Raw genomic sequence first — 17,179 nt, forward strand, 5'->3', positions numbered from 1 at the left:
TAGGCTCGCGCGCTCATAGGGCAGTACATCGCACTTTTATCCATTTTTGACGGGTGAATTGTGCCAAAACGGTGCAAACGCGCAATATTTGCAGTAATCACCCTCACGGCAGGACAGATATTATGAAAAATGTAGGTTTCATCGGTTGGCGCGGTATGGTCGGTTCTGTGCTCATGCAACGCATGACAGAAGAACGTGATTTCGACGCCATTCGCCCGGTATTCTTCTCTACCTCGCAGCACGGCCAGCCATCACCGGTTTTCGGTGGGCATCAGGGTACGCTGCAGGACGCCTTTGATATCGACGCACTTAGCGCGCTCGACATCATTATTACCTGTCAGGGCGGAGATTATACCAATGAAATCTATCCAAAGCTGCGTGAAAGCGGCTGGCAGGGATATTGGATCGACGCCGCCTCTTCTTTAAGAATGAAGGACGACGCGATTATTATTCTGGATCCGGTTAACAAGAACGTGATCCATGAAGGCATCGACAAAGGCGTCAAAACCTTCGTTGGCGGTAACTGTACCGTGAGCCTGATGCTGATGTCGCTCGGCGGTCTATTTGCCAACGACCTGGTCGAATGGGCGTCTGTTGCCACCTATCAGGCGGCTTCCGGCGGCGGTGCTCGCCACATGCGCGAACTGTTGACCCAGATGGGCATGCTGCACAATTCTGTGGCGCACGAGTTGCAGAATCCGGCTTCGGCCATTCTCGACATCGAGCGTAAAGTCACCGAGCTGACCCGCAGCGGCACGCTGCCAACCGACAACTTCGGCGTACCTTTGGCCGGTGGCCTGATCCCATGGATAGACAAGCAGCTGGACAACGGCCAGACCAAAGAAGAGTGGAAAGGCCAGGCAGAGACCAACAAAATCCTGCGTACTTCCAACGTCATTCCTGTCGACGGTCTCTGCGTTCGTATCGGTGCGCTGCGCTGTCACAGCCAGGCGTTTACGCTGAAGCTGAAAAAAGACGTGTCGATTCCAGAAATCGAACAGATGCTGGCAACGCACAACGACTGGGTTCGCGTGATCCCGAACGATCGCGAGCTGTCGATGCGTGAGCTGACGCCCGCTGCGGTAACCGGTACGCTGAACACGCCGGTGGGTCGTCTGCGTAAGCTTAATATGGGGCCTGAGTATCTGTCGGCCTTTACCGTAGGTGACCAGCTACTGTGGGGCGCAGCTGAACCGCTGCGCCGCATGCTGCGTATCCTGCTGTAATCTGCTTTAGCAAAAAAACGTTAAGGGATGCCCGTTGGCATCCCTTTTTTATTGTCTTACCGTCACCTTTTAGTCTGTTTTTTGACCATTCCCACGCTTCTCATCTTTACGAAAAATTTCTTTTAATTCAGGCCTTGTTCTCAGAAAGCTTTAGCTATGCTTAGTAGAGAAGATTTTGGAAATTTAGTAGGGCATTTATCTGCTTTTTTTAAAAATGTGAGTACAGCCAATCTTCGCCGGCTAGTTCGGCGCAGAGTAGTGAGTCAGGAGCGGAGTATTTTTCTCGGGTTAAATCTGGCAAATGGGTCTTTTCAGGGATGAAAACGCGACGCTAAAGGAAAAAACGATCGGGCCGACAGAATGATTGTTCTTGGATTTGTTGATTAATTGATCACAGGATGAAATACCATGCCAGTACTTCCCGACCAGCACGTCATTAACCAAATCTTTTCCGGTCGCTACGCCGATCCTTTTTCCTTTTTAGGAATGCATGAGGTCGCTGCGGGATTGGAAGTGCGTGCACTTTTACCGGATGCCGACGAGGTTTGGGTTATCGACACCCAAAAGCAGAGTCGCGTTGCCGAACTGCGGCGCTATGACGACCGTGGATTCTTTGTGGGCTTGATGCCCCGCCGGAAAAAATCTTTCAGCTACCAGCTGGAGGTGCGCTGGGGCGACAACCGTTATGTTATTGATGACGCCTATCGTTTTGGTCCTTTGCTTGAGGAGCTGGATATCTGGCTGCTGGCTGAGGGCACCCACCTGCGGCCTTATGAAAAATTAGGCGCACATCCGCTGACGCTCGACGGCGTTGAAGGTGTGATGTTTGCCGTTTGGGCACCGAACGCGACCCGCGTTTCCGTCGTGGGTGATTTCAACTATTGGGACGGACGTCGCCATCCGATGCGTCTGCGCCGTGAAAACGGTATTTGGGAACTGTTTATCCCCGCCGTTCGCGAAGGTCAGCTTTATAAATTTGAAATTATCGACTGCCGCGGCAACCTGAGCCTGCGCGCCGACCCTTACGCTTTTGAGGCGCAGATGCGCCCCGAAACCGCCTCTGTGGTGCGTCAACTTCCTGCGCCGGTGGCGTTTTCTGACGATCGCCGGAAGGCCAATCAATTCAACCAGCCCATTTCCGTCTATGAGGTACACCTCGGCTCCTGGCGTCGTCATGCTGCCAACAACTATTGGCTGAGCTACGGTGAGCTGGCCCAAGAGCTGGTGTCCTACGTCAAATGGATGGGGTTCACCCACATTGAACTGATGCCGATTAACGAGCACCCGTTTGACGGCAGCTGGGGTTACCAGCCGCTCGGCATGTACGCGCCGACGCGGCGCTACGGTTCGCCGGAAGAGTTCAAGGCGTTCATTGACGCGGTGCACGACGCCGGGCTGAACGTGATCCTCGATTGGGTGCCGGGGCATTTCCCGAGCGACTCCCACGGTTTGGCACAGTTTGACGGCACCGCGCTGTACGAATATGCCGACCCGCGCGAAGGCTACCATCAGGACTGGAATACCCTGATTTATAATTATGGTCGCCACGAGGTACGCAACTTCCTGTCGGGCAACGGTTTTTACTGGATTGAACGTTACGGCATCGACGGACTGCGCGTTGATGCCGTCGCCTCGATGATTTATCGCGACTACAGTCGCAAAGAGGGGCAATGGATCCCGAACTATTACGGCGGTCGCGAGAACCTTGAGGCTATCTCGTTCCTGCGCTATACCAACCAGACCATCGGTCGTGAGCTGGGCGGCGCAGTGACGCTCGCCGAAGAGTCTACCGACTATCCGGGCGTGACGATGCCGCCAGAGGCCAACGGGCTGGGTTTCCATTACAAGTGGAACATGGGCTGGATGAACGACACGCTGCGCTATATGCAGCTTGATCCGGTGCACCGTAAATATCATCACAACCTGCTGACCTTTGGCGTGCTGTATGCCTACAGCGAAAACTTTATCCTGCCTATCTCTCACGATGAAGTGGTGCACGGCAAGGGCTCGATGCTCGACAAGATGCCGGGTGACGCCTGGCAGAAGTTCGCTAACCTGCGCGCCTATTACGGTTTTATGTGGGCGCATCCGGGTAAAAAGCTGCTGTTTATGGGCTGCGAATTCGCTCAGGGACGCGAGTGGGACTTTAACTACAGTCTCGACTGGCATCTGCTTGAAGAGCCTTACGGCTGGCACAAAGGTGTGCAGCATTTGGTGCGCGACCTTAACTTCTGTTATCGCGATCAGTCGGCGCTGTATGAGCTGGATTTCAACCCGCGCGGCTTCGAGTGGCTGGTGGTGGATGATTACGAAAACTCGATCTTCGCCTTCGCCCGCCGCGATGAGCAGGGTAACGAACTGATTGTTATCAGTAACTTTACGCCGGTTCCTCGCTATGGCTATCGCATTGGTGTCAGTCGTCCGGGCCGCTATCACGAAATCATGAACACCGATTCTCACTATTATCGCGGCAGCAACGTGGGTAATCAGGGACACGTCTACACCGAGCCTTATGCCAGCCATCACCGCGAACACTCGCTCTCGGTGGTGATCCCGCCGCTGGCCACCATTTATTTGCGGCGGGAGGACGTCTAATGGCCTCTCTTCAGCCCGGTAAGCCAGCGCCGTTTGGTGCCAGTTTCGATGGAGATGGCGTCAATTTTTGCGTTTTTTCCTCCGGTGCTGAAAAGATTGAACTTTGCCTTTTTGACGAGAAGGGGGCGGAAGCGCGCCTGCCGTTGCCGTCGCGCACCGGCAATCTGTGGCACGGCTATTTGCCGGGCGCTCAGGTGGGTCTGCGCTACGGTTTTCGCGCCCATGGCCCCTTTGATCCGGCTAAGGGGCTGCGTTTCAACGCACAGAAATTATTGCTCGATCCCAGCGCTCATGCGCTGGAGGGCGGTCTTGGCGATGACCCTCGGTTGTGCGGCGGTGTAAAGGCTGCCGACCCGCGTGACAGCGCCGACCTGGTGCCAAAATCGGTGGTCACCCACGATCATTTTGACTGGCAGGATGACGCCGCTCCGGCCGTTCCGTGGGGCGAAACCGTGATTTATGAGGCACACGTTCGCGGCCTGACGCAGCTTCATCCGGATATTCCTGAAGCTCTCCGTGGGACCTACGCGGCGCTCGGGCATCCAGTGATGCTGGATTATTTCAAGCGTCTCGGTATTACCGCGCTGGAATTGTTGCCGGTGCAGCATCATGCCGATGAACCTCGCCTGCAACACATGGGGCTGAGCAATTACTGGGGTTACAACGTACTGGCACCCTGTGCACTTGAACCTAGCTATGCCAGCGGCGTAAACGGCGTCAGTGCCGCTCACGAGTTCAAGACCGCCATTAGGGCGCTGCATCAGGCCGGGATTGAGGTCCTGATAGACGTCGTGTTCAACCATACCGCCGAGCTGGACGTCGAAGGGCCGACGGTTTCCCTACGCGGCCTGGATAACCGCAGCTGGTACTGGTTGAACGACGACGGCAGTGACAACAATTTGACCGGCTGCGGCAATGCTATGCGGTTGGTCGACGACGAGGTGGTCGCCTGGACGCTGGAAAGCCTGCGCTACTGGGTAGAGAGCTTTCACGTCGACGGCTTTCGCTTCGATCTTGGCACTATGCTGGGTCGTACACCCGAATTTCACGCTGATTCGGCGCTGTTTAAGGCCATCAAGGCCGATCCGGTACTAGGACACTGCAAGCTGATTGCCGAACCTTGGGACATCGGACCGGATGGCTATCAGGTTGGCAATTTTCCTGCGCCTTTCGCCGAATGGAGCGACCACTGGCGCGATGACATTCGCAGATTCTGGCTCTATGGAACGCTGCCGATAGGCGATTTTGCAACCCGTTTTGCCGCATCTGCCGATATTTTCGATCACGATGGCCGACTGCCTTCCGCCGCTGTGAATATGCTTACCGCGCACGATGGGTTCAATCTGCGCGATCTGGTCAGCTTTAATGACAAACACAATCAGGCCAACGGCGAAGACAACCGCGACGGACACGACAACAACTACAGCCAGAATCACGGGCAGGAGGGGCTGGAGGTGTCGGAAGAGGTCGCAAAGCAGCGCCGCCTCAGCCAGCGAGCGCTGCTCGCCACGCTGTTTTTATCGCAGGGGACGCCGATGCTGCTGGCGGGGGACGAGTTCGGTCACTCCCAGCAGGGCAACAACAACGCGTATTGTCAGAACAATGCCTTGACCTGGCTCAACTGGCGGGACGGGGACAAGGGACTCACCGAGTACGTAAGCGCGCTTATATCTTTACGCAAAAAAATTCCTGCGTTGACGCAGAACAGCTGGTGGCAGGGAATGCCGGAAGACGTGCAGTGGCTCGACGGCGCCGGACAGCCGATGACAACAACAAGCTGGGAGCAAAGCGGGCAGCAGTGCCTGCAAATACGTTTGTCTGACCGCTGGTTGCTGGTGGTCAATTCATCACTTAATGACGTTGAAATGGCATTACCAGAGGGCCGCTGGCTGTGTGTTGCGCCTTTTGACAATGAACAACAAAACGTCAGGGAAGGCTCGCCTTGGCGAGCGACGGCAAAAACGCTCTGCGTGATGACCCAAGGCTAGCAGGGCAACAGGAAGGATTCAGCTATGGCTACATTAGAATTCAATGACCGCATGATGTTGGCGAGGCAATTACCTCTCAAGTCGGTAGCGCTGATCCTGGCCGGGGGCAGAGGATCGCGTTTAAAAGATCTGACCGCCACTCGTGCTAAACCCGCAGTTCATTTCGGCGGTAAGTTTCGCATTATCGATTTCGCATTATCGAACTGTCTCAACTCTGGGATCCGGCGGATCGGCGTGATCACGCAGTATCAGTCGCACACGTTAGTGCAGCACATTCAGCGCGGCTGGTCGTTCCTTAATGAAGAGATGAATGAATTCGTTGACCTGCTTCCGGCGCAGCAGCGTCAGAGCACCGAGCATTGGTATAAGGGAACCGCCGATGCGGTCTATCAAAATTTGGACATAATTCGGCGTTATCGTGCCGAGTATGTGGTGATTCTTGCCGGGGATCATATTTACAAAATGGACTACTCCCGCATGCTGATCGACCACGTCGAGAAGGGCGGGCAATGCACCGTGGCCTGCCTCGAGGTGCCGTTGGCGGAGGCCAGCGAGTTCGGCGTCATGGACATCGGCCCGGACTACCAGATCAAGTCATTTATTGAGAAGCCGAAGGATCCGCCGTCGATTCCTGGTCAACCCGATAAGGCAATGGCCAGCATGGGCGTCTATATTTTCAATGCGGACTATTTGTTCCAGCTATTGGAAGAGGACATGGCCAGCGAAGAGTCCAGCCACGATTTCGGGAAAGATCTGATTCCTAAAATTACCCGTCAGGGCGTGGCGTGGGCGCATCCGTTCGGTTTGTCGTGCGTGACTTCGAACAATGAGTTGCCGCCATACTGGCGCGATGTCGGCACAATAGATGCCTACTGGCGCGCGAATCTGGACCTGGCATCGGTGACGCCGGAGTTAGACATGTACGACACCAACTGGCCGATTCGTACCCACATGGAGCCGCTGCCGCCCGCTAAATTTGTGCAGGACAGGTCCGGCAGTCACGGCATGACCATGAACTCACTGGTCTCGGGTGGCTGTATTGTGTCGGGTTCGGTCGTGGTGCATTCGGTGCTTTTTCCACGTGTACGCATTAATTCATTTTGCAATATCGACTCAAGCATTCTATTACCTGATGTCAATATTGGCCGGTCCTGCCGCCTGCGCCGTTGCGTAATAGACAGAGCCTGCCACATCCCGGAAGGCATGGTCATCGGGGAAAATGCAGAGGAAGACAGCAAACGTTTTTATCGATCGGAAAGCGGGATAGTGCTGGTAACGCGCAGCATGTTGGCGAAGTTATAAAGCCTGCCGAAGAGATCGAATTTTTAACTTATTTCGGTTCGCGCAATTCGACGTGTTTGGCGCGATGAAAATTCAGGAGCGAGAATGCAGGTTTTACATGTTTGTTCCGAGCTGTTTCCTCTGTTAAAAACCGGCGGCCTGGCAGACGTCGCCGGTGCGCTCCCCGCCGCGCAAATTGCCGAGGGAGATGATGTTCGCGTTTTGATTCCTGCTTTCCCCGATGTCAAAAAAGGCATCGGGGAAACTCATCTGGTAGGCTCGCTGGACACGTTTGCCGGACACGTTGAGCTGCGCTATGCCCTGTATCAGGGCGTGGGCATCTATCTTATTGATACACCAAAATTATATGACCGCCCCGGCAGTCCATATCACGATCAGGCCTCAAACGCCTACGTCGATAATCATCTGCGTTTCGGGCTGCTGAGCTGGATGGCGTGCGAGCTGGCGTGCGGTTTTGACCCTAACTGGAAGCCGGAGGTGGTGCATTCCCACGACTGGCATGCTGGCCTGACATCGGCCTATATCGTCGCGCGCGGGCGTCCGGCGAAGACCGTTTTCACCGTGCATAATCTGGCGTTTCAGGGATTGTTCTTTGCCCAGCATTTGCAGGAGCTACAGATCCCACCCGAGTTCTTCCAGATGCACGGCCTCGAATTCTACGGCCAAATTTCCTTCCTCAAGGCCGGGCTATTTTATTCCGATCACGTGACCACCGTCAGCCCAACCTATGCCAAAGAAATAACCCAGCCTGCGTTCGGCTATGGCATGGAGGCGCTGCTGCTAGAGCGGCAGAGCGAAGGTAAACTGACCGGCATTCTCAACGGTGTAGATGAGGCGATTTGGGAACCCAGGACCGACGTCCTGCTCTCTGCGCGCTACAGTGCGGAGGACCTCCGCGCTAAGGCCGTCAATAAGGCTTACCTACAGCGGGCGATGGGGCTGGACGTAGACGATTCGCGTCTGGTGTTTGCCGTGGTGAGCCGACTGACTAATCAGAAAGGGTTGGACCTGGTGCTCGAAGGCCTGCCAGACCTGCTTGAGCAGGGCGGTCAGCTCGCGGTGCTGGGTGCCGGTGATGCCGTGCTGCAACAGGCGTTTCTGGCCGCCGCAGCCGAACATCCCGGGCAGGTCGGCGTTCAGCTCGGTTATCACGAAGCCTTCTCGCACCGCATTATTGCCGGTGCTGATGTCATTATGGTCCCAAGCCGTTTTGAGCCTTGCGGACTGACGCAGCTCTATGGATTGAAGTACGGCACGCTGCCGTTGGTCAGGCGCACCGGCGGACTTGCGGACACGGTGGTCGACTGTGCGTTGGAAAACCTGGCCGATGGCACGGCCAGCGGATTTGTTTTTGAGGAAAGTACCGGTAAATCGTTGAGTAACGCCATTCGACGTGCGTTTGTGCTCTGGAGTCGCCCCAAGCATTGGCGACACGTGCAGCACCACGCGATGGGCATTGATTTTGGTTGGAAAGTGGCTGCACAGGCATATCAGAATCTGTATCAACGGCTTTGAACCACTCACCAGATTGGGGACGAAATGCTATGACTTCACCGATTAACTACACCTCACCTACCGTCAGCGTTGATGCGCTAAAGCATTCCATCGCCTATAAATTGATGTTTATTCTTGGTAAAGATCCCTCCGTTGCCAACCAGCACGACTGGCTGAACGCCACGCTGTTCGCGGTGCGCGATCGTATGGTCGAACGCTGGTTGCGCGCCAACCGCGCACAGCTGTCGCAGGACGTGCGGCAGGTCTACTATCTGTCGATGGAGTTTCTCATTGGTCGCACCCTGTCGAACGCGCTGCTTTCGATGGGCATTTACGACGACATCAAGCAGGCGCTTGACGAGATGGGGCTGGATCTCGAGGAGTTGATTGGTGAAGAAAATGACCCCGGTTTAGGCAACGGCGGTCTGGGGCGACTGGCGGCCTGTTTCCTTGACTCACTGGCTACGCTGGCCCTGCCGGGACGGGGTTACGGCATCCGCTATGAATATGGCATGTTTACCCAGAACATCGTCGACGGCGAGCAGAGAGAGTCGCCGGACTACTGGCTTGAATACGGCAATCCGTGGGAGTTTCAGCGCTACAATACCCGCTACAAAGTGCGCTTCGGCGGACGTTTGCAGCACGAAGGCTCGAAGACCCGCTGGCTCGAAACCGAAGAGGTTGTTGCGGTCGCTTACGATCAGGTCATCCCCGGTTTCGATACGGATGCCACCAACACGCTCAGGCTCTGGGGCGCGCAGGCGAGTAACGAAATCAACCTCGGTAAGTTTAATCAGGGCGACTATTTCGCGGCGGTGGAAGATAAAAACCATTCTGAAAACGTGTCGCGGGTACTGTATCCCGACGACTCGACCTATTCGGGCCGCGAACTGCGTCTGCGCCAGGAGTATTTCCTAGTCTCGGCGACGGTGCAGGATATCCTCAATCGCCATTACAGCACCCACAAAACCTTCGACAATCTTGCGGATAAAATCTCTATCCACTTGAATGACACCCACCCGGTGCTGTCTATTCCCGAACTAATGCGCCTGCTGATTGATGAACATAAAAAAAGTTGGCTTTCTGCGTGGGAGACAGTGAGTCGCGTCTTCTCCTACACCAACCATACGCTGATGAGCGAAGCGCTGGAAACCTGGCCGGTGGACATGCTCGGCAAAATTCTGCCGCGTCATCTGCAAATAATCTTTGAGATTAACGAACACTTTCTTAACTACGTCGAAGAACTGTTGCCCGGCGACAATGCCATGAAAAGCCGGGTTTCGATTATCGACGAAACCAACGGCCGCCGGGTGCGTATGGCGTGGCTGGCGGTGATTGCCAGCCATAAGGTCAACGGCGTGTCTGCGCTGCACTCGGACCTGATGGTGCAGTCGCTGTTTGCCGACTTCGCGAAAATTTACCCCGGTAGATTCTGCAACATGACCAACGGCGTGACGCCGCGTCGCTGGCTGGGGCTGGCCAACAAACCGCTGTCGGCGCTGCTCGACGATGCGATTGGTCACACCTGGCGTACCGATCTCAGCCAGTTGGCCGAGCTGAAGCAGGACATCGACTATCCTAGCTTCCTCAAGGCTCTGCAAAAAGCCAAGTATGAAAACAAAAAGCGGCTGGCGGCTTACGTCGGTGAAAAGCTCGAGGTGGTTATCGATCCGCACAGTCTGTTTGACGTGCAGATCAAGCGTATTCACGAGTACAAACGCCAGTTGCTAAACGTACTGCACGTGATAACCCGCTATAACCGCATTATCGACGATCCCGATGCGAACGTGGTACCGCGCACGGTGATTTTTGCCGGTAAAGCTGCGTCGGCCTACTATGCCGCGAAGCAGATAATCCACCTGATTAATGACGTCGCCACGGTTATCAACAACGATCCTCGGGCGCATCACAAATTGAAGGTGGTGTTTATTCCCAACTATAGCGTCAGTCTGGCGCAGATGATCATTCCCGCAGCGGATCTTTCCGAGCAGATCTCGCTGGCGGGGACCGAGGCCTCCGGCACCAGTAACATGAAATTTGCGCTCAACGGTGCATTGACCATCGGCACGCTGGACGGGGCAAACGTCGAGATGCTGGAACACGTGGGTGAGGAGAATATCTTTATCTTTGGCAACACGACGCCGGAGGTCGAGGCGCTGCGTAACAACGGCTATAACCCGCATGAATACTATGAGAACGATGCCGAGCTGCACAAGGTACTAACCCAGATTGCGACCGGTACGTTTAGCCCGGGTGACCCGAAACGCTATCACAACCTGTTTGATAGCCTGGTCAACCTCGGTGACCACTATCAGCTGCTGGCAGACTATCGCAGCTATGTCGATACGCAGGATAAGGTCGATGAACTGTACAAACAGCAGGACGAATGGTCACGTCGCGCGCTGCTTAACATTGCCAATATGGGGTATTTCTCTTCGGACAGGACGATTAGCGAATACGCTGAGAAGATTTGGAATATCAAACCGGTCAAGCTTTGAGGGGATAAAATGTCCCCCGCTGAAAAGCGGGGGACGAGGATGTTTGATAAAGGCTTAAGAAGCCAGAGACAACCCTTTACGCGCCTGACGGTGTTCTTTTAACCACTCGGCGACGCGCGCCTGCTGAGGTACTGTCAGCCACATACCGAGCTTGGTGCGACGCCAGATGGCATCATCGAGCTCGACGACCCACTCTTTCTCGACCAGATAACGCAGCTCCGCTTCGTAAAAATCATGCCCGAAGTTTTCGCCCAGCGAGTCCAGAGCTGTCGCGCCAGCGAGTATCAGCTCAGTCTGGCTGCCGTAAGTGTGGGTATAACGGCGTGCCAAAGATTCTGGCAACCAGCTGTGGCGACGACGCAGTTCTGCCTCGTAGCTCTCTCGGCTTTCACCAATCTTACCACCCGGCAGCAGGCCATTTTTGGTCCACGCTGGACCGGCATCAGGATAGTACTTCGACAGTTTCTCCATCGCGTGCTCGGCGAGCTTGCGATAGGTGGTCAGTTTGCCGCCGAAGATAGACAGCAGCGGCGCTTGACCCTGTTCGTCGTGCACATCTAGCGTGTAATCGCGGGTGATCTTTTGCGCTGAATCTGACTCGTCATCGCACAGTGGGCGCACGCCGGAATAAGTCCAGACGATGTCTTCACGCGTCAGCTGTTTCTTGAAATATTCGTTGTAGATTTTCAGCAGATAGTCGATCTCGCTATCATCGATTTTGACGTTTTTAGGGTCGCCCTTATATTCAACGTCGGTGGTGCCGATGATCGAGAATTCGTCCATCCACGGGATCACGAAGGCGATACGATTGTCTTCGTTTTGCAAAATATAAGACTGCGGCTCGTTATGAACGCGCGGCACCACGATGTGGCTGCCTTTGATTAAACGAATACCGTAAGGTGATTTCAGCTTCAACCCATTATCAAAGAAGGTTTTCACCCACGGACCGGCAGCGTTAACCAGGCCTTTGGCGCGGAAGGTAAAGGTTTTACCGCTGTCTATCTCTTGTGCTTCAACCATCCACAGGCCGTTTTCTCGCCATGCCCGCGTAACGCGAGTGCGGGTACGAACTTCGCCGCCGCGCTCTTCCACTTCCTGTGCGTTGAGTACCACCAGACGGGCGTCGTCAACCCAACAGTCTGAATATTCGAATCCGCGCGTGATTTCGGGCTTCAGCACCGAATTCTGGCCAAATTTTAACCCTTTACTGCCCGGCAGGCTGGTACGTTTGCCAAGATGGTCATACATGAACAGACCGATGCGGATCATCCAGGCCGGACGCAGGTGCGGCTGGTGAGGCAGGCGGAAGCGCATCGGGAACGCAATGTGTGGGGCCAGCTTCAGCAGGACTTCACGTTCGGCCAAGGCTTCGCTCACCAGACGAAATTCGTAGTGTTCCAGATAGCGCAGGCCACCGTGGATCAATTTAGTACTGGCCGAAGAGGTCGCGCAGGCCAAGTCTTGCGCTTCAAGCAGCAGAACGGATAGCCCACGGCCAGCTGCATCCGCAGCGATACCGGTACCGTTAATACCGCCACCGATTACGATCAAGTCTTTGGTTTCCACGTCATCTTCCTCCAGATGTTCGTAATAGCTCTTTAATGCTCGTTTTCGCTCATGATTGTAATCGATAACCAACAAACAAGCCAAGAGTTAACCAAATAAAAACATTCATGCGTGATGGAGGTAACATTTTCACCCCGATTTAACCGGGTAAGGATGACGAGAAGATGACTTTTTATCCTCATTTTTCGTTATTGCGCGTTTTGGGAGGAGGGTTGGGCAGGGATGCAGGGAAAACGAAGGTCGAAATAGAAAGAAGGTGGGGAGAGGTTGCCGGGCAATAAGCAGGCATCGCCCGGCGGGGTATTAGCAGAGTTCGAGGTGGACTTCGTACTTGTTAATCAGCGCCATTACGCTTTCTGGCGGTCTTTGGTCGGTAAACATCGAGTCGATAAGGCTCATGTTACCGAGGTTGACCATGGCGTTGCGGCCAAATTTGGAATGGTCGGTAACCAACATCACATTGCGCGAATTCTCGATGATTGCGCGCTTGATTCGCGCTTCATGGTAGTCGAACTCGAGCAATGAACCGTCCATGTCGATGCCGCTGATGCCTAAAATGCCGTAGTCGAGGCGGAACTGGGAGATAAAGTCGAGCGTGGCCTCGCCCATGATACCGCCGTCACGGCTGCGTACTTCACCGCCGGCCAACAGAATACGGAAGTCCTCTTTCGGCGTCAGCAGGGTGGCAACATTGAGGTTGTTGGTCACGATGCGCAGGTCACAATGGTTAATCAGCGCGTGGGCAACGGCCTCCGGCGTGGTGCCGATGTCTATGAACAGCGTAGACCCGTCGGGAATATGGCTCGCCGCGCGCGCGGCAATACGTGCCTTTTGATCTGACCACATGATCTTGCGGTCGTTATAGGCAGCATTCACCGAACTGGACGGCAGCGCCGCCCCACCGTGATGGCGATGAATCTTGTTCTGCTCGGCTAAATCATTGAGATCGCGACGAATAGTTTGCGGGCTGACGGCAAAATGCTCCACCAGCTCCTCAGTACTGACATAGCTCTGCTGGCGGACCAACTCGACGATGGCGTCATGACGTTGTGTTTGTTTCACCGAAATCCCCTAACTGCTTTTCTTACGCGGCGTACGCGTATCGCAAAAGGCCATAATAAGTCCCACGGCCAGACCGAATACATGGGCTGCATTGGCAATCGCCAGACCCATCACATTAAAGTATCCCAGCGCCAGCCAGGCAATAGCGAACACCATTAATCCGCGCGGCAGAGAGAGCTGACGTTCAGGTTTTAGCTCGCCGGTCAGCCAGACGTAGCCCATCAATGCATAAACTACGCCGGAGAGGCCACCAAAATAGATGCCGCTGAACAGGGACTGTCCCCAACCGCTTAACAGCGCGGAGATGAGCGCGATAGTAAACAGTTTGCCGCTGCCGAGGCGTTTTTCAACCGGCCCGCCGAGATACCACCACCACATCAGGTTAAACAGGATGTGCAGGATGGAAAAGTGCAGGAATGCCGGGGTGAACCAGCGCCACAGTTCACTATATTGGCTTCGGTCGGCGGGCCATGCCAGCCACTCCATCACCGTCTGGTCGCCGTAAATTTGCTGAAGGATATAGACCAAAATACAAATAACCATCACGGTCATCGTCAGCGGACCCGCCTGGCTGCGGATCCGCTGCCAGTAGGAGTAACGTTCGTATTGCAGGTTGGCCTGGGTGCTGCCAGTGTGCCAGCTGGCCGCCTGATAGCGTGCATGCAGCGGATCTTTCAGAAAAAGGTTGAGCTCAGGCTCGACCTTTTCCAACTGTGACTCATCCTCCAGCCAGAGTTGGACTTCCTGTCCATCATGTTTCACCTGCAGCTGGACCCCAAGTGTTGCCATGTAGTCGACAAACGCCTGCGCAATGCGGGGGTTAGACAGGCTGATAATTCTTATCATAGTGTTCTGCTGGTCCCGTAATTATCTGATTTAAAGATTTATTATCTTGCTTCCTGGCAATGACCTGCGGTGAGCCAAGTCTTCGAGCTATCGATTATAACGTTAGCTTCCCTCGCTGTATGCCAGAGAAATTCGGCGCAATGTGTCTGACGCAACATCATAAACTGCAATTTTTGTTTGCTTCCGTTTTGCCAATCAACCTATGAGCAGCATCACTCTTTAATTGGCCGAGCGCATTTATTCTGAGAATAGAAAAGGTGGATGACTATGTTTCTTGAAGAGCGTCGGCAGCAAATTCTGGATTATCTGGATAAATACGAGCGGGTAAAGGTTGAGGTCCTGGCGTCATTATTTTCGGTGACCCGTGAAACCATTCGTAGCGATCTCAACGCATTGGCTGAGGAAAGGCTGGTGCAGCGCTGCCACGGTGGGGCAATGGTGATTCGCCGGAGTTTGCAGTCAAAGCTGATTACCGACACCGGTGGCAACTTCGAAGTGTTGCTTGAGCGCCTGCAAATTCAGAAAAGAAAGCAGGCCGTGCAGCAACATAAAGGAAAGGACATGAAAGGTAAGGTCTGCATTCTGGGGTCGTTCAACGTCGATATTGTCGCAAAGGTTGAACGTTTTCCGAAGGGCGGAGAATCCCTGCTGGCGTTAGGCAGTACGCTTGGACCGGGGGGTAAAGGAGCGAACCAGGCAACGGCGGCCAGCCGTGCGGGTGCCAAGGTGCATTTCGTTTCCAAGGTGGGTAAAGACCAGTTCAGTCAATTTGCCTATGAGCACCTGACCTCTTCAGAAATCCACTCTTTTACGCTCTATCAATCGGAAACAGAACCGACTGGCAACGCCATTATTTATGTCTCGCAGGAGAATGGCGAGAACATGATTGCCATCTATTCCGGTGCCAATAAAACCATTAGCGAAGACGAGGTGGTGGCTATTGCGCCTGAACTCGAAGATTCCGACGTGCTGCTGGTGCAGCTCGAGAATAATTTTGCCGCCACGCTGAGCGCGATGAAGCTGGCGAAAGCGCTGGGAGTAACGGTAATACTCAACCCTGCCCCCTCTTCCAGCCATGCGCTTGAGTGCCTCGAATACGTTGATGTTATCACGCCCAACGAGACCGAAGCCTCGCAGCTTTCAGGTATCGACGTGCAGGATCTGGCGAGTGCCAAAGAGGCGGCGCAGCGGATTGTGAGTCAGGGTGCACAGCGGGTGATCATCACTATGGGGTCACGCGGGGCCCTGTTGCTCGACGGCCATCAGTTCCAGCATATCCCGGCTTTTCCGGCGCTGAGCGTCGACACGACCGGTGCAGGCGATGCCTTTAACGGCGCGTTGGCCTCAAGCCTAGCCAACGGGCAGAGTCTGGTGCAGGCGGCAACCTATGCGGCCGCGTTTGCCTCACTGGCGGTCGAGCGTGAAGGTGCATCGAACATGCCTGATAACGCGCAAGTTTTAGCGCGCCTGGCGCAGCGTTAAATGCTGCGTTCACTGTTGAGTTTCCTGTGGCGGTCGCTGCCTTAAATAACTTTTTTAGCGTCCGCGTAATCGATTACGTCTGATGCCTACGGGCACTGTGAGGAGTAGTGATGAGTAAAAGTATTGAGGGCATTGTGCCGGTGATGTTGACGCCTTTCAGCGCAGACAACCAGATTGATTATCCGGGCCTCAGCCGCCTGATCGACTGGTATCTCGAGAAGGGTGTCGACGCGCTGTTTGCCGTGTGTCAGTCGAGCGAAATGCAGTTCTTGACCCTCGACGAGCGCGTGGCGCTGGCCAAATTTGTGGTCGATAAGGTGGCAGGGCGTATTCCGGTGATTGCTTCGGGCCATATCAGTGACGATATCGAACAGCAGATTAACGAGCTGACCGCGATGGCGAAAACCGGTGCGGACGCGCTGGTGCTGGTGACCAATCACCTGGATCCGAAGAATCAGGGCAGTGAGACCTTCTTTGCCACGCTCGACCAGTTGCTGAGTGCGTTACCCGAATCCATGCCGCTGGGGCTGTATGAGTGTCCGGCGCCGTATCGCCGCCTGCTGACCGACGAAGAGCTGACGTACTGCGCCAACACGGGGCGTTTTGTGGTGCTTAAAGACGTGAGCTGCGATTTGTCTACCGTGACCCGTCGCGTGAAACTGGTGGCACAGACGCCACTGAATATTATCAATGCCAATGCGGCGATCGCCTATCCGGCGATGCTGGCGGGTTCGAAGGGCTTTAGCGGCGTGTTCACCAACTTCCACCCGGAACTTTACGGCTGGCTGTATCACAAGGCCGCTACGCATCCGAAACTGGCCGAAGAGCTGGCGATTTTCCTGTCGTTAGGAGCGGTGACAGAAACGCTGGGTTACCCGAAAAACGCCAAAATTTATCATCAGCGTCTGGGCACCTTTGATAGCGAGTTCTGTCGGGTAAACAAAGACAATGTGCTGGAGAAATTCTGGGGGCTCACCGTGTTGCTGGACCAGATAAGCACCGGCACCGCGCTGTGGCAGAAAAAAATCGCGGCCGTTTAAGCCGCTATGACGTGTGGATGAGTCTCGACCTCATCCGCTTTTTGAATATCCCAGACTGAAAGTGGCATCAGGCGAATTAA

The 17,179-nt window shown here is 54.7% G+C and carries 11 protein-coding genes; 8 read left to right on the top strand and 3 right to left on the bottom strand.

The window, feature by feature from the left end:
• Positions 1–122: 122 nt before the first annotated feature.
• The 6 genes from asd (at position 123) to glgP (ending at position 11,103) form a co-directional block, all read left to right on the top strand.
• Positions 123–1,226: an aspartate-semialdehyde dehydrogenase gene (asd, locus tag BS640_RS11080; RefSeq protein WP_017493060.1), complete on the top strand. Its 1,104-nt coding sequence runs from the start codon at positions 123–125 to the stop codon at positions 1,224–1,226.
• Between the two features lie 408 nt (positions 1,227–1,634).
• A complete protein-coding gene (gene glgB, locus BS640_RS11085; protein ID WP_017493061.1) occupies positions 1,635–3,821 on the top strand; it encodes a 1,4-alpha-glucan branching enzyme in 2,187 nt (728 codons plus the stop codon).
• A complete protein-coding gene (glgX, locus tag BS640_RS11090; RefSeq protein WP_084912577.1) occupies positions 3,821–5,809 on the top strand; it encodes a glycogen debranching protein GlgX in 1,989 nt (662 codons plus the stop codon). The genes glgB and glgX overlap by 1 nt, the downstream gene beginning before the upstream one ends.
• Positions 5,810–5,833: 24 nt before the next feature.
• Positions 5,834–7,111, top strand: a complete 1,278-nt coding sequence (gene glgC / locus BS640_RS11095; RefSeq protein ID WP_017493063.1) for a glucose-1-phosphate adenylyltransferase — start codon at positions 5,834–5,836, stop codon at positions 7,109–7,111.
• A gap of 84 nt (positions 7,112–7,195) precedes the next feature.
• Positions 7,196–8,626 carry a glycogen synthase GlgA gene (gene glgA, locus BS640_RS11100; RefSeq protein ID WP_017493064.1) on the top strand — a complete coding sequence of 477 codons (1,431 nt, stop codon included), beginning with the start codon at positions 7,196–7,198 and terminating at the stop codon, positions 8,624–8,626.
• A gap of 29 nt (positions 8,627–8,655) precedes the next feature.
• Positions 8,656–11,103 (top strand): glycogen phosphorylase, encoded by a 2,448-nt coding sequence (gene glgP, locus BS640_RS11105; RefSeq protein ID WP_084912578.1) that lies wholly within the window; start codon positions 8,656–8,658, stop codon positions 11,101–11,103.
• Positions 11,104–11,157: 54 nt separating this feature from the next.
• Here glgP and glpD read toward each other — a convergent pair whose 3' ends face one another.
• The 3 genes from glpD to glpG form a co-directional block, all read right to left on the bottom strand.
• Positions 11,158–12,669 (bottom strand): glycerol-3-phosphate dehydrogenase, encoded by a 1,512-nt coding sequence (glpD, locus tag BS640_RS11110; RefSeq protein WP_084912579.1) that lies wholly within the window; start codon positions 12,667–12,669, stop codon positions 11,158–11,160.
• Positions 12,670–12,972: 303 nt separating this feature from the next.
• Positions 12,973–13,731 (bottom strand): DeoR/GlpR family transcriptional regulator, encoded by a 759-nt coding sequence (locus tag BS640_RS21915; protein WP_139802810.1) that lies wholly within the window; start codon positions 13,729–13,731, stop codon positions 12,973–12,975.
• 9 nt (positions 13,732–13,740) lie between these two features.
• Entirely contained in the window at positions 13,741–14,577 is an 837-nt protein-coding gene (gene glpG, locus BS640_RS21920; RefSeq protein ID WP_017493067.1) for a rhomboid family intramembrane serine protease GlpG, read from the bottom strand.
• Between the two features lie 267 nt (positions 14,578–14,844).
• On the opposite strand from glpG, the gene rbsK reads away from it, so the two are divergent.
• Positions 14,845–16,059 carry a ribokinase gene (gene rbsK, locus BS640_RS11120; protein WP_084912580.1) on the top strand — a complete coding sequence of 405 codons (1,215 nt, stop codon included), beginning with the start codon at positions 14,845–14,847 and terminating at the stop codon, positions 16,057–16,059.
• A gap of 110 nt (positions 16,060–16,169) precedes the next feature.
• A complete protein-coding gene (locus BS640_RS11125) occupies positions 16,170–17,099 on the top strand; it encodes a dihydrodipicolinate synthase family protein (protein WP_084912581.1) in 930 nt (309 codons plus the stop codon).
• Positions 17,100–17,179: the final 80 nt, after the last annotated feature.

It is taken from the genome of Rouxiella badensis (assembly GCF_002093665.1).
GTDB classification, from domain to species: domain Bacteria; phylum Pseudomonadota; class Gammaproteobacteria; order Enterobacterales; family Enterobacteriaceae; genus Rouxiella; species Rouxiella badensis.